The organism is Micromonospora sp. NPDC005206, assembly GCF_040608175.1.
Taxonomy (GTDB): domain Bacteria; phylum Actinomycetota; class Actinomycetes; order Mycobacteriales; family Micromonosporaceae; genus Micromonospora.
Window position 1 is genome coordinate 51,561 of sequence record NZ_JBEXHU010000023.1, and the last position, 13,121, is coordinate 64,681.

At 69.1% G+C, this 13,121-nt stretch carries 12 protein-coding genes; 4 read left to right on the forward strand and 8 right to left on the reverse strand.

Annotated elements, in window-relative coordinates; all coding sequences use genetic code 11:
* The first annotated feature begins 21 nt into the window (after window positions 1-21).
* Entirely contained in the window at window positions 22-663 is a 642-nt protein-coding gene (locus ABZU69_RS29825; protein WP_354967636.1) for a TMEM175 family protein, read from the forward strand.
* 74 nt (window positions 664-737) lie between these two features.
* Here ABZU69_RS29825 and ABZU69_RS29830 read toward each other — a convergent pair whose 3' ends face one another.
* Both ABZU69_RS29830 and ABZU69_RS29835 read right to left on the reverse strand, forming a co-directional pair.
* Complete coding sequence (locus ABZU69_RS29830; protein ID WP_074309497.1) at window positions 738-1,343, reverse strand: isochorismatase family protein; 606 nt, start codon at window positions 1,341-1,343, stop codon at window positions 738-740.
* A gap of 108 nt (window positions 1,344-1,451) precedes the next feature.
* Window positions 1,452-2,171, reverse strand: a complete 720-nt coding sequence (locus ABZU69_RS29835; protein WP_354967637.1) for a DsbA family oxidoreductase — start codon at window positions 2,169-2,171, stop codon at window positions 1,452-1,454.
* A 115-nt stretch (window positions 2,172-2,286) separates the two neighbouring features.
* On the opposite strand from ABZU69_RS29835, the gene ABZU69_RS29840 reads away from it, so the two are divergent.
* The 3 genes from ABZU69_RS29840 (at window position 2,287) to ABZU69_RS29850 (ending at window position 3,963) form a co-directional block, all read left to right on the forward strand.
* Window positions 2,287-2,715 (forward strand): helix-turn-helix domain-containing protein, encoded by a 429-nt coding sequence (locus tag ABZU69_RS29840; RefSeq protein ID WP_354967638.1) that lies wholly within the window; start codon window positions 2,287-2,289, stop codon window positions 2,713-2,715.
* 78 nt (window positions 2,716-2,793) lie between these two features.
* The gene (locus tag ABZU69_RS29845; protein WP_354967639.1) at window positions 2,794-3,423 is read left to right on the forward strand and encodes a DUF6518 family protein; all 630 of its coding nucleotides are present in this window, start codon (window positions 2,794-2,796) and stop codon (window positions 3,421-3,423) included.
* Between the two features lie 96 nt (window positions 3,424-3,519).
* Window positions 3,520-3,963: a DUF5990 family protein gene (locus tag ABZU69_RS29850; protein ID WP_354967640.1), complete on the forward strand. Its 444-nt coding sequence runs from the start codon at window positions 3,520-3,522 to the stop codon at window positions 3,961-3,963.
* A 10-nt stretch (window positions 3,964-3,973) separates the two neighbouring features.
* Here ABZU69_RS29850 and bla read toward each other — a convergent pair whose 3' ends face one another.
* The 6 genes from bla to ABZU69_RS29880 form a co-directional block, all read right to left on the reverse strand.
* Entirely contained in the window at window positions 3,974-4,885 is a 912-nt protein-coding gene (gene bla, locus ABZU69_RS29855) for a class A beta-lactamase (protein WP_354967641.1), read from the reverse strand.
* A 53-nt stretch (window positions 4,886-4,938) separates the two neighbouring features.
* A complete protein-coding gene (locus tag ABZU69_RS29860) occupies window positions 4,939-5,436 on the reverse strand; it encodes a hypothetical protein (RefSeq protein WP_354967642.1) in 498 nt (165 codons plus the stop codon).
* A 68-nt stretch (window positions 5,437-5,504) separates the two neighbouring features.
* Entirely contained in the window at window positions 5,505-7,757 is a 2,253-nt protein-coding gene (locus ABZU69_RS29865) for a hypothetical protein (protein ID WP_354967643.1), read from the reverse strand.
* 178 nt (window positions 7,758-7,935) lie between these two features.
* Window positions 7,936-8,310: a VOC family protein gene (locus ABZU69_RS29870; RefSeq protein ID WP_354967644.1), complete on the reverse strand. Its 375-nt coding sequence runs from the start codon at window positions 8,308-8,310 to the stop codon at window positions 7,936-7,938.
* Window positions 8,311-8,650: 340 nt separating this feature from the next.
* Window positions 8,651-9,706: a glycoside hydrolase family 43 protein gene (locus ABZU69_RS29875; protein WP_354967645.1), complete on the reverse strand. Its 1,056-nt coding sequence runs from the start codon at window positions 9,704-9,706 to the stop codon at window positions 8,651-8,653.
* Window positions 9,703-12,843 (reverse strand): GH92 family glycosyl hydrolase, encoded by a 3,141-nt coding sequence (locus tag ABZU69_RS29880; RefSeq protein WP_354967646.1) that lies wholly within the window; start codon window positions 12,841-12,843, stop codon window positions 9,703-9,705. Before ABZU69_RS29880 ends, ABZU69_RS29875 begins: the two co-directional genes overlap by 4 nt.
* Window positions 12,844-13,121: the final 278 nt, after the last annotated feature.

The following is a 13,121-nucleotide window of genomic DNA, read 5'->3' on the forward strand; positions in this document are numbered from 1 at the left end:
GACAAATAGCATACTTGGGGCATGCTTTCCAGGAGCGATGGCCCGAGGCTCGCGCGTCAACCGGGCCGACTGGTAGCTTTCAGCGACGCTGTCTTCGCCATCGCCGTGACGCTTCTCGTGCTGGAGATCCAACCGCCGGAGGATTTCGGGCATCTCCTGCGGGGCCTCGGGGCGTTGTGGTCGTCATACCTGGCGTACGCGCTGAGCTTCCTGCTCATCGGGCAGGTGTGGGTCAACCATCACGTCATGTTCGACCGGGTCCGGCACGCCGACCATGGGGTGTTGTTCCTCAACACGTTGCTCTTGATGGTTATCGCGTTCCTGCCGTTCTCCACGTCGCTGCTCGCCGGCTCATTACGTGCGGAGCAGGGCCTGCGTACGGCGGTCGTCGTCTACGGCGCCACACTGTGGACGGCGGCAGCCCTGTTCAACATCATTTGGGCCTATCTCCGTCGCGCCAAACTGCTGGACCCCAGCCTCGGCCCCTTCGGCGTCCGGGCCATCGGCCGCCGATTCGCGCTCGCCCTGATCTGGATCGGCTCCGGCATCCTCGTCGGCACGTTCGTGCCGATCGCGGGCGTCGCCATCATCGCCGGCTTCCTACCCGCCTACTACCTACCCATCCGCGGCGAGTACGGCGAGGACCACAAGGCCAGCGACTGATCGCTCGCCGCCCTTGAAGCGGGCCCGGCGTGAGCTGCGCACAGCCTGCCGTCGGGCCCGCTGGGGCGCCGCGCCTACTTCGCCAACCCGAATCCACCGAGTACGGTCTTGAAGTTGTCGGCCAGGATCTGACGAATCTGCTGGCCGTGCGGCGTGGCCCAGTCCTTGGCGAGTTCGCCGAGGACTGCGGCGGTGGTGGTCAGGGTGACGCCGGCCTGCGTCATGCGCAGTCGCGCCACCTCCTCGGAGATCTGGAACACCGATCCTCCGGCGTCGAGCACCGCGTAGACGTCGTATCCGGCCCGCTTGGCGCTGAGCGCGGTGTAGATCAGGCAGCCGTCGTTGGTGGTGCCGGCCATGATCAGGGTCCGTCGGCCGGTGGCCTCGACGGCCCGTACGAAGTTCGGGTCGTCCCAGGAGTCGATGATCCCAGTGCGCTTGATCCGGTTCGCATAGGCCTCCGGGTTGATCTCCTCCAGTCCGGGCATCCACCAGTCCTGGTTGTCGTCCTCGGTGCTGCTGGTCCAGACGTTGGGGATGTCGAGGACCTTCGCCGCCTTCACCAGGGTGATGCTGTTCAACTTGGCGACGTCGGGCGACTGGGTCTTGATGAACCCCATCGAGATGACCTGGTGGTCGATCAGGATCAGAGCACTGTCCTGCGCCTGCAGATCTGACATGGCTGTTAACTCCAATTCGGTGTCTCGGGCCCTCGTGGGTCCGTGTCTGCTGCCCCGAGCGGTCGGCTCGGGTTGATAGCGGGAAATCCGTCGCCTGGGGCGAGCGGCTCACATGGTGCGGTCGGGTACCGCGCACCCGTCCGGGGCGCAGATGCCCTCGGCGTCGGCGATAACCGGCAGCGGCTGCGGAGTGGGATGACTCTCGTCCCACGCCTTGGCCATGACCGCGAGCAGGTCGTCGAGGCCGATCGCCCCGGGCACCGCGAAGCGGCCGTCGAACACGAGGAACGGCGCGCCGCGAGCCCCGAGGCGCTGTGCCTCGCGCTGATCGGCCGCCAACCGGGCCCGGTAGCGGCGGCTGCGCAGGGCCTCGGCGGCCCCGGCGCGGTCCAGGCCCACCTCGGCGGCGAAGTCGAGGACCTCCTCGGTCGTCCACAGCTTGCGGGCCTGCCCGAAGTGCGCCCGGAACATGGCCGACCAGATCTCGTTGCCGCGGCCCTGGTCGGTCGCGTAGGCGAGCAGTTCGTGGGCGAAGTCCGTCGGGCCGAGCGTGCGGTCGACCGCGTGGTAGGGCGTCAGGCCCTCCGCCTTGGCGGCCCGCTCGATTGGCCGCAGGACCCGGTCCACGGTCGTCGCGGGGGCCCCGGCGATCTTGATCAACTCCCGTTGACTGACACCCTCACGGGGCAGGTCGGGGTGTAGCTGGAACGACCGGTGGATCACCTGCACCTGGTCGGCGTGCTCGAACCGCTCCAGGGCCTGGTGGAGCCGGTGATCCATCAGCCCGCAGTACGGGCAGACGATGTCCGACCAGAACTCGATCTTCATGGCACTCCTCCTCGTTTCTCACTTCCTGTTCGTAGCCCCATGATGCATTAGAATCGGAGAGCCACAAAAGGTACATTCATGTGCGTGGCAACCGGCTGACGGAGGGGTGGCGGGTATGAGTGGCGAGGATCTGCGACGGAGGCGAACCAACGTCCGGGCGAACGTCCGGGCCGCGCCAGGGCCCTGTGCGCACTGGAACGACCAGGACGCCGACTTCATCCGCGAGGTCCTGGACCTCGTCGGCGACAAGTGGAGCGTGTTGATCATCGGTACGCTCGCAGACGGCCCCATCCGCTACTCGAACCTGGGCGACGCGATCCCCGGCATCTCTCAGCGCATGCTCACGCTGACCCTGAAGCACCTGCAGCGCACCGGCCTCGTCACCCGGACCTCCTACCCGGAAGTCCCGCCCCGCGTCGAGTACGCCCTCACCGAACTGGGCACGTCGCTGCTCTCCACCGTCCTGGCCCTGGCCGCCTGGTCCGCCGACCACCACGTCGAAATCCGCCGCCACCAGACGGAGTACGACAACACGGCAACCTAGATCCGGCCTCTGTCAGACCGATCGCGCAGACGAGGGCCGACCAGGCCGGCCGGGGCATACTCGGTATGCTCTGCGGCCATGCGACCTGGTGACCGGACGGTGGCGCTCGCCTCCGTGGCGGGCGGATTCCTGCTCGGCTTCCTCGACTTCTGCTGGATCAATTGGCTGCCGTACCCCATCGCCGAACTCGGCAACTCCACCGCGACCTGGGCCGTCGCCGCCTTCTTCGGCTACTGGGCGCGGTCCGGACGGCTGCGTTCGGCACTCGGCGCCGCCGTCCTGCTCGTCGTCGCGGTGCCCAGCTACTACCTCGCGGCGGCACTCCTGCAAGGCGACGACCTCGCGATGCTCTGGGCGCCGTCGTCGCTGGTCTGGATGCTCTTCGGCGTGCTCGCCGGAGTGGTCTTCGGCACCGGCGGGACCTGGGCGCGCGGCGCGGGGTGGCGGCAGGTCGTCGGGACCGCGCTGCCGGCCGCCGTGTTCTTCGAGGAGGCGGCCCGGTTCGCCGGCAAGGCGACCGACCCCAACTACCCGCCCGGCGCGTGGTGGAACGTGGCCATCGACCTTGCGCTGGGCCTGCTGATCGTGGTGCTGACCGGCGGGTCGCATCGTCGGCGGGCGCTCGCCGTCGCGGTGGCCGTGCCACTGGCCGGCGCGATTCTGGTGAGCTTCGCGGTGGCCGGCGGAACCTTCTCGTCGGCCGGTTGACGCCGCGCGCATCGGCGACGCTCTAGCGCCGCGCCACGTCCATCCGCTCCCACCAGCGGAATATCGAACGGCGGCCGCCGCACTAGAGTCGGTGGGATGCGGATCCGGATCGACGGCAGCGACCTTCCGGGGCGGCGCGCCAGTGCGGAAGCCGACGCGCTGCGGCTCGGCAACGTGCACGTCGGGGTCCAGCGCAAGGCCGAGGTGGTCGATCAGGTGCCGGCCGACGCGGCGACGACGACCTGGCGCTTCGAGGTGTCCAGCCGGGAGATCGACGGGATGCTGGATGTCGGAGGGCCGTGGGTGCACGGGCGTCCCGGAGCACGGTTCCTGTACCTGAGCTGGGGCGCGGTGACCGAGGACGGCTTCGCGATGTTCAGACGGGCGAAGTTGATGTTCACCGACATCCCGACCGAGCTGCTCCGCGCCGCACACGAGGGCAGTGGGACGCTGGTCGGCCGAGTCGGCTTGACCGATGCCGCAGGCGGGCCGCTGTGCGCTCGGGTCCACCCTCCCGCCATCGCCTGGACGGTGGAGTGACCGCCGGAAGTCACAGCTGGGCGACGACCACCTTGGTGGCCTGGGCGATGAGAGCGTCGTCGTGGGTGGCGTCCTTCTCGCCCCGGCTGGACAGCACGGCGAGGACGATCGGGGCGCGGTCGGGCGGCCAGATCACGGCGATGTCGTTGCGGGTGCCGTACCCCCCGGTGCGGGTCTTGTCCCCGACGACCCAGCCCGCCGGCACCCCGGCACGGATCAGCGCCCCACCGGTGGTGTTACCCCGCAGCCAGCCGCACAGAAGGTCGCGGTCCGCGGGCTCCAGGGCGTCCCCCACGGCGTACGCCCGAAGGTCGTCCGCCAGAGCCCGCGCGGTGCTGGTGTCCCGCGTGTCACCCGGCGTCGCCTCGTTGAGTTCGGTCTCGTAGCGGGCCGCGTCGGTGACCGTGTCACCGACCTCGCGCAGCTCCTTCTCGAACCGCTGCGGCCCCCCGAGGTGACGCAGCAGCAGGTTGCCGGCCGTGTTGTCGCTGTAGCGCACGGCGGCGTCGGCGACGGCGCGCAGGCTCATGCCCTCGGCGACGTGCTTCTCGATGATCGGTGAGTACGACACCAGGTCCTGCGCCGAGTACCGCACGACACGATCCAGCTCGGCGTCCGTGGTCTCGTCCAGCACCTCGGCGGCGGCCAACGCCTTCCACGTCGAGGCGTACGCGAATCGCTCGTCGGCCCGGTACTCCACCCTGCGACCAGTGCCCGTGTCGACGGCGTAGATCCCCAGCCGCGCCTCGAACGTCTTCTCCAACCGCTGGAACTCCTGCTGGGCGGCCGGCGACGGGGTGACCGTCACCTCCGTGCCCGGCGTCCGCACCTCGGCTGCGTCACCGGTGCTGCACGCCCCCAACGAAACCAGGGTCGACGCCGTGGCCACCGCGGTCGCCAGACGTCGTACGGACGCAGCCATCGTCGTTCCTCCTCGTGTGCCGTCGACCCGCACCGTAAAGCACCGTGCTGGCCTCAGTACGGCAGATCGATGCCCTGGCGACGGGCGAACTCGCGGTGGGCGGTGACGACCGTGTCGATGAAGGAGGCAGCCATCTCGTCGGCCCGCAGCACCCGGGTCGTTTCGACCTTGAAGTTCTCGTCGCAGTAGCGTTCGGCGTTGCGGACGCAGGGCTGCGCCTCCAGAGCGTCCCGGAGCAGATCCACGGGCTCGTCCCCGGTGTCGACGATGAACTTGACACCGTCGCCGAAGCTCAACTCCCAGCGCAGCCCGTCGTCGGTACCGACCCAGAGCTGCCGGGAGAGCGCGTCGCGGCTCTGGGCGAAAACCTCCCGCATCACGCTGTCGTCCGAGCAGATCGCCGGAATGACGCTCGGGGTGCGGCCGGTGGCCGCGGCGACCGGAGGGAAGCCGGCGAGTCGGTCGACGCGGTAGAGGACGTAGCCCGGGTCGCCGGTGGGGTCCTCGGACTCGACGTCGGGCACCGCGTAGGGAGGTGGTTCGACTGTCATGGGCGCATGTTCCTTCGTGGTGAACGCGTCGGGGGCCGGGCTGGCGGCCCGGCCCCCGACGAACCCGGCTAGCTCAGCGGGAAGTGAATGGTGAAGGGGATGTTGTTCTTCTTCAGACAATCGAGCACAAGATCCGATGGGCCGAGTGAGTTATACCCACCGTGTGGCATGAAGTGCCATTGTGCTCCCTTGATCTTTGTGTCTCGGAACTGTGGGTTGATCTTGTTGTCCGCCAGGATCTTGTCCTGGTTGGCCGGGTCGGCGTACCACCTGTCCTCATCGCACTGAACGAGGTTGTGGCGGTCGTGTTCGGTCGGGACGCCGGTCTTGACCTCGTGGATGACCCAGCCTTCAGGGCTGTACTCGCCATAGTCGGTCGACCGGCCGCTGGGCTCGAACTGCCCTGGCACGCCGGCCTGCCTCAGCCAGAGTTGGGGCCGGCCGCGAGTGGTGTCGTCACGGTATCCCATGAGTTCGTCGACGAAGATGTTCTGACCGTCGTTACGGCCCGTGGCCCACCTGACGTCGGGGCCGGGGACGTGCAGATTCCGCCCGTTGCTGCCCACCGCCTTGAGCGCGAAGTGGATCTTCTGGAGATCGGTGCGCTCACCTCTGAGCAGCCGATCGAAGTTGCCCTTGCTGATTTTGCCGCTGGCGGCGGCCGCCATACCCTCCGGTTCGACGAGGGCTGCCCAGACCTCCGGCATGATGAGCTCGTAGGTGAGCTCCTTAACGGTGTCGGGGATCTTGTCGTACTTGGCGACGAACCGGGCCGCCGGCATGAGGCGGTGGGTGTACTTGAGGACGAACTTCGCGACCTTGGCGGGGAGCGCGACCGCGTCACCGACGTAGGGGACGACGCCGAGGATGCTGAGACCCGCGCTGACCCACTCGCCGTGGATGAGCGCGGCGATGGTGTCGCGGATGTCGGCGAGCCCGCCAAGGATCCAGCCGACGACCGGGATGACGCTCAGCCCGCCGCCACACAGGTTGCCCGCGAGCCACGCCATCGAGTCCTTCTCGGCGAAGTCGCCGGCGAACATGCCGAGCAGGAAATCGGAGACGTACGTCCATTTGCTGATCTGCTCGTCGAATCGGCCAGGGTCGAGGCCATGGGACTCGGCGTTGGCGACCTCGTAGTCGTCGCGTAGACCATCCCCGTCGGTGTCCTGAACACGGGGGTTGATCGAGAGGTCGTCCTCGGTGAAGTCCGAGAGCCCGTCGCCGTCGGTGTCGACGTTGGCGGGATCGGTGAGGCCGTCCTCCTCCACGAGGTCCGGCAGGCCGTCGCCGTCGGTGTCGGTGTCCGTGGGGACGGGGACGATTGGCGGGACGTCGCCGGGTGTCGGCGGAGCGCGTGGCTGGTCGGCGACGAGCGGATTGCTGCCCTGGGCCACCTCGGCACCGTCAGTGGCACCGTCGCCGTCGGTGTCCGGGTTGGTGGGCGAGGTGCCGAGCCGCTGCTCGTCGAGGTTGGTGAGGCCATCGCCGTCGACGTCCTCCGCGCCGTCGGCGACCCCGTCCTGATCGCTGTCGACGGCGTTGGGTCGGGTCCAGCCAGCCAACTCGGTGATCTCGAACTTGTCGGTCAACCCGTCGCCGTCGGAGTCGACCAGCAGCGGGCTGGACCCGAACCGCAGCTCGATCACATCGATGACCCCGTCGTCATCGTGGTCGCCGTTGTAGGTGATGCCCAGCCGGGTCAGGACGCGGAAGCCGTTGTCCCAGGCTTTCGCCGCATGGACCGTCGCCGGGGTCGGATTGGCCTTGGCCAGCATGGTGTCGGCCTTGGCCAGGCTGACCTTGGCCGCGTCCAGGTCCGCGAACGCCTGGGCCAGGCCAGCCGGGGCGGGCGCGGGCGGCGGGCTGGCCCGGAATGGCCCGATCGTCGCCTCGGCATCCTGGATCGCGGCGTCCGCCAGCAGGCGCAACCCGGACAAGGTCTCCACCAGCGCAACCACATGTGCCTGCTCGGCCTCGCCGTTGGGCGGGCTCGCGCCGGTGAGCCGGCTCTTGAGGAACGACTCCAGATGTTGGAGGTTGTCGAACACCGTCGCACCGTCGCCGGCGCTCTTGAGCCGTGCGCCGTCGAAATACCGGCTCTCGACGTCCGCCAGCACCGGGGCGATCCGGCTGTCTCCCAGCCCGCCATCCACGTACGGCCGTAGGGCCTGGACGGACTCGGTGATGTAGACCTTCGCGTCGCGGGTGTACTTGGCGGTGGGGATCTTGGCGACCTCCACCTCCCACAGGCGTTTCTCCCCTGCCGACGCCGGGGCGGCGACGAGCCCCACCTGTGCGGCGACCAGTGCCGCAACCACTGCGGCGAGTCTTGACCGCAATCGTCTTCTGTGTCTCACCGACACCTCCGTCTATGCGTCCCGAACAAATATTTCGCTAAGATATCCACCAGGGTCTCTATTCGAAGTCCCGCCGGAATTAGCCGGCTATGCGTGCGCGCCTATGTCTATGGCGGGTTAAAGTGGCATCCCGTGCGGCTTACAGGTACGGCCGCGTGATGATCTCGATGGCGTGCCCCGCCGGGTCGAAGAAGTAGAAGCCCCGCCCGCCGTGCTCGGTGTTGGTCTCGCCCTCCCGCTTCATCTGCGGGTCGGCCCAGTACGTGATGCCGCGCCCCTCGATGCGCGCCAAGCACCGCGCGAACAACTCGTCGTCGACGAGAAACGCGTAGTGCTGCATCTGGATGTCCACCGGCGGCTCGGCGAACTGGAGCAGCACGCCCTCGTCGAGCAGGACGTTGGCGAACGGCCCCCACGATGGCGCCTCCGGCAGCTCGAACAGCTCCCGGTAGAACGCGGCCGACGCGCTCGTGTCCTTTGTGGCGATGATGGTGTGGTTGAACGTGACTGCCATGTGTGCCGTCTTCCCGGTCGATCCGAAGACCCGACCGGAAGCCCGCGGCGTCCACCAACCGCACCGATGACAAAGCCCCGAGGGCGCCGACGCCCCGGACTCCGCGCGAGACACACGTACGTCGTGTTGATCTCGGCGTGGCGGCTGAAGTAGCCACAACCTCCGGGGGGTAGGCCCATCTGGGGCGCGATGGAACGCTAACACGGCCGGCGCGGACATCACCGCCGCGTGCAAGGCGGCCGGCGTCAGCGTGACCTTCTGACCGTCGTCGCTCACCCGACGCCGGCCAGCGTGGCGCGTCTCGCCACGCTGGCCGGCGTCGGCCGTTGAAGCGTGCGGATCACTCGAAGAACTTGATGCTGAACCCGGTGTCGGTCGTCGGGCCGGGCACGTTGGCGCGGCGGTAGGTGGTGTTTCCCCACCAGCAGAAGGTGCCGGTGTACCAGTAGCGGTTCGCCCACGAGTACGGGGTGCCCTTCGGCACGGCGTGGAACATCAGCGGGAACCTAGGCCCAGCGGGCGGGCTCGTGGCGATGTCGCCGTTGAGCAGGACGAAACTGTGGTGGCCGGGGCCGTCGACGTGCAGGGTGGGGTCCCAGCCGGCCATCATGGTGGCCCGGTTCGAGCCGAACAGGCAGCCGTTCGACTTGTACCAGTCCCACACGTAGGTCGGGTCGCCGCCGGCCCGCAGGCGCAGGTCCGCGAGGCAGTACTGGTTGCTCCAACTGCCGTTGGCGGAGTAGACGATGTGCAGCTGCCCGTTGGGGTCCCTGATCGCCTCGGGGGCCTCGTTGATGTACGGGTTGCCGACGACGCGTTCCCAGCTCTCCCGGGGCTGCGAGATGATGAACCGGTTGCCCGTCGGGGTGAGCGAGTCGCTCATCCGGCTGAGGTAGATGTTCTGCTCGACGTTGGTGTCGCCGGCCCACCCCGACCAGACGAACCACCGCTGCCCGTCGAAGGTGAACAGGCTGCCGTCGATGGCCCACTTGCCGCCGGGCAGCGCGAGCTGCCTCTCGGCCGTGTAGCCGGTGGCCGGCGACGCCGAGCTGATCGCGTACATGCGGTGTGCGGGGCCGCGCCCGGCCGAGAAGAAGATGTAGTAGCGGCCGCCGTCGGTGACGAGTTCCGGAGCCCAGACCTCGCCCAGGTTGCGGGTGTCCGACCACACCCGGTGGGCGGGAGCGGCGGCCAGCCCGTCGGTCGACGATGCCTGGCGGACGGCGATCCCGCCGTCGAGCGACTGGACGGAGATGTACGTGCTGCCGACGCGGATCACGCTCGGATCGGCGGCCCGCATGCTGGTCTGGCCGGCCACCGCCGGCCCGGCACCGGCGGCGGACAGGCCGGTGGCGAGCACGGCGGCCAGTACGGCGGAGAGGAATCTGGTGTTCACCCGTACACCTCCACCTCGTAGAGACGTGCGGCCCCGTCGGTGGTCTGGGTCGGGGTGAGCACGTTCACCCGTACGTACCGGCCACTGGCCGAGACCGGATGCTCGCTGGCGTCGGCGGTGTTGCCCCGAACCTGCGCCGCGGTCGTCCAGGTGGCGGCGTCAGGGGACACCTGAAGGTCGAAGTCCCGGGTGTTCCAGGCCGGGTTCTCGCCTCCCGCCCCGGCGTGCAGGACGCGGATGCTGGTGATCGCGCGGGTCGCGCCCAGGTCGATCCGCAGGAATTTGCTGGCGCCGGTCGAGCACCACTTGTCGGTGTTGCCGCCCGAGGTGCTGCCGTTGACGGCCTTCTCCGGCCCCTCGGTGCTGGCGCACTGGGAGTCGGCGACGGCCGGCCGGTTCAGCGCGAGGTTGGTGGCCGCCGCGCCGCCGTACACCTCGAACTCGGCGATGCGGGCGGCGCCGTTGCCGTTGTTGGTGGGGGTGGTGATGGCGAGCCGGACGTGGCGGGCGGTCACCGCCCCGATCGGGTGGTAGGTGCGGCTGGACCGGTTGCCGGTCACCGTCGCGCGGGTCGTCCAGGTGGTGCCGTCGGAGCTGGTCTGAATGGTGAAGGCGCCGGTGTTCCAGCCGGTGGTCTCGCCGCCGAGCCCGACGTGCTTGACGACGAAGGACCGCACCGTCTGGTTGGCGCCGAGGTCGACCTGGAGGGTCTTCGTGCCGGCAGCGAGGGAGCACCACTTGCTGGTGCTGCCGAGCCGCCCGTCGAACGCCTTCTCCGGGCCCTCGGCGCTGTTGCAGGCGGCGGAGCCGGTGGCGGGCCTGCCGGCGGCGAGGTTGGTGCCCAGGTCCGGGGCGGCCGGCGGTGGGGTGAACCCGTCGTTGAACGACGGCGGCACGTTGGCCGGGTCGGTGCCCCAGGCCGACGGCGCACCGCCCATCGTGTACGCCAGGGTGCCGCCCCCGGCGATGTCCTCGTACCGCAGCCAGGTCCGCTGCGTCGATGTGCCGTTCACCGAGAGGCCCTGGACGTACTGGTTGCCCTGGCTGGCGGCGGGAGCGGTGATCTGGAGATCACCGGTGGGCCGGTCGACCAGCATCGAGGGGAAGAGCGGGCCGTGCAGGGCGAGGGTGTCCGCGCCCGGGGTCGGCGGGTACATGCCGAGCGCCGACCAGACGAACCACGCCGAGGTGGCGCCGAGGTCGTCGTTGCCGGGCAGTCCGCCGGCGCCGGTGGTGAACGACTCGTTCATGATCCGTCGTACGGCGGCGCTCGTGCCGGCTGGCGCCGCCGCGAAGTGGTACGCCCACGGCACGCCGTGCTCCGGCTCGTTGCCGATGTAGAAGTACGGCTGCGACTGCCCGCCGTTGGTCTGGGTGAAGTGGTGGTCCAGCCGCTGGATCGCGGTCTGCCGCCCACCCATCAGGTTGATCAGGCCGGCGAAGTTGTACGGGACCATCCAGGTGTACTGCGAGGCGTTGCCCTCGACGAAGTTCGACTGGCTGGCCGGGTCGAGTGGCCAGGGCCAGGTGCCGTCGGCGTTGCGCGGGTGCACGTAGCTCGACTCGGTGTTGAAGGTGTTGCGCCACCACTGGGCGCGCGTCATGTGCGTGTTGTACGTGGCGGTGTCGCCGAGCGCGCGGGCGAACTGGGCGACGGCGAAGTCGCTCGCCGAGTACTCCAACGAGTCGGACGGATCGCCGTCGATGTACTGGCGTTGCACGTAGCCGCTCTGGCGGCCCCGGATCGGGCTGCCCTGGGTGGTGCCGCCGGCCGAGCTCTTCTTCATCAGCGCCAGGGCCGCGGCGGTGTCGAAGTCACGGACACCGAACTGGTAGATGCTGTCCACGATGATCGGCCCCGGGTCGCCGGTCATCACGAACGCCTCGTTGTGGTTGTGTGACCACTTCGGCAGCAGGCCGCCCTGCTGGCCGTCGAGCACCATCGACTTCGCGATGTCGGCGGCCTCCTGCGGCGCGAGGTAGGCGATCAGCGACGCCCACGAGCGGTAGATGTCCCACCCGGAGTAGTTCTGGTACACCGGATGGCTCGCGCTGTGGATGGCGTTGTCGAAGCCGCGGTACTGCCCGTTGACGTCGTTGGAGATGTTGGGATTGATGAAGACGCGGTAGAGCGCGGTGTAGAACTTCTGCAGGTCGGCGGCCGTGCCGCCGGTGGCCTGGATCCGGTTCAGGACGCTGTTCCACTGGGCGTCGGCGTTGGTGCGGACGGTGTCGAAGGCGAAGCCCGACTGTTCGGCGGCGAGGTTGGCGGCGGCGCCCGCCTGGCTGACGAAGGAGATCCCGATCTTGACCTGCACGACCGCGTTGCCGGACGTGTCGAAGGTGAGATAGCCGCCCGAGTTCGTGCCGCTGACGCTGGTGCCGCCGGCGGTGACGGTGCCACCGAGCCAGGTGCCGGTGCCGCTCGGCGCGCGGTCGAACTCCATCCGGTAGAAGATCTGGTACGTCTTCGAGCTGCCGCAGAATCCACCGCCGGTGACGCTGCCGGTCACGGTCGACCCGTTGATCGCGAGCGAGCCGGCCCGGTTGCCGGTGGCGCTGCGACTGGTGTTGATCAGCACTCGGGCGCTGGTGGTGGACGGGTAGGTCAGTCGCAGGGCGGCCGTGCGGGTGGTGGCCGAGGCCTCCACCCTGGTGTTGCCGTAGTTGCTGAGCACCGCCTGGTAGAAACCGGGCCGGGCCTGCTCCTGGCTCTTGTTCTGGGTGGCGCGGTAGGACGTCCAGGCGGTGCCCGGCGAGGAGCCGAGGGCGCCGGTGATCGGGAGGATGCCGAGGTCCTCGTTGTTGGCGCAGCCGGCCCCGTTGAAGTGGGTGAGGCTGAACTCCTCGATCTGGGTGTCACTGAACCGGTACCCCGACGGTGAGGCGGTCGGGGTGTCCGGGCTGAGCTGCACCATCCCGAACGGCTGGATCGGGCCGGGGACGGTGCTGCCGCCGGCGCCTCCGCCGACCGGGTTCGGTGCGTTGCTGTCGTCGGTGCCGATGAACGGGTTGACGTACGAGGTGAGGTTGAGCGGCGCCGCGGCGGCGGGCGCGGCGACGGCGACGAGGACGGACGTGCCGGTGATGGCTGTCGCCAGCAGGCTGAGCAGACGGGACGGGCCTGATCGGGGCATGAGGCGGACCCTCCTTCGAGGTGACGACGCCCGGATGACATCGTTGTCATAGATGGGCGTCGAACTCCTGTGTAGGCCCTCGATGAGGAGACTGTCAATGGGCCGGACGTGTGGCGGGGCTGCCGGCACACGTCCGCCCCTGCTCAGGGTGCGAGCCTGAACGCTGCCCCTCGGGCAGCCCGCGCAGCGCGGCGAGCAGGGCGAGGTGCTCCGGCGAGTGGTCCGCGACCGCCGGCGGTGGACCGATCCGACGCAGCAGCCCATCGAGTACGCGCCGA

What these genes read in the sequence shown, in the direction of transcription:
- ABZU69_RS29830 (WP_074309497.1), bottom strand. Translation starts at nt 1,343, where the DNA reads ATGTCAGATCTGCAGGCGCAGGACAGTGCTCTGATCCTGATCGACCAC.
- ABZU69_RS29850 (WP_354967640.1), top strand. Translation starts at nt 3,520, where the DNA reads ATGCGGATCCGGATCGACGGCAGCGACCTTCCGGGGCGGCGCGCCAGT.
- bla (WP_354967641.1), bottom strand. Translation starts at nt 4,885, where the DNA reads ATGGCTGCGTCCGTACGACGTCTGGCGACCGCGGTGGCCACGGCGTCG.
- ABZU69_RS29835 (WP_354967637.1), bottom strand. Translation starts at nt 2,171, where the DNA reads ATGAAGATCGAGTTCTGGTCGGACATCGTCTGCCCGTACTGCGGGCTG.
- ABZU69_RS29860 (WP_354967642.1), bottom strand. Translation starts at nt 5,436, where the DNA reads ATGACAGTCGAACCACCTCCCTACGCGGTGCCCGACGTCGAGTCCGAG.
- ABZU69_RS29825 (WP_354967636.1), top strand. Translation starts at nt 22, where the DNA reads ATGCTTTCCAGGAGCGATGGCCCGAGGCTCGCGCGTCAACCGGGCCGA.
- ABZU69_RS29845 (WP_354967639.1), top strand. Translation starts at nt 2,794, where the DNA reads ATGCGACCTGGTGACCGGACGGTGGCGCTCGCCTCCGTGGCGGGCGGA.
- ABZU69_RS29840 (WP_354967638.1), top strand. Translation starts at nt 2,287, where the DNA reads ATGAGTGGCGAGGATCTGCGACGGAGGCGAACCAACGTCCGGGCGAAC.
- ABZU69_RS29870 (WP_354967644.1), bottom strand. Translation starts at nt 8,310, where the DNA reads ATGGCAGTCACGTTCAACCACACCATCATCGCCACAAAGGACACGAGC.
- ABZU69_RS29880 (WP_354967646.1), bottom strand. Translation starts at nt 12,843, where the DNA reads ATGCCCCGATCAGGCCCGTCCCGTCTGCTCAGCCTGCTGGCGACAGCC.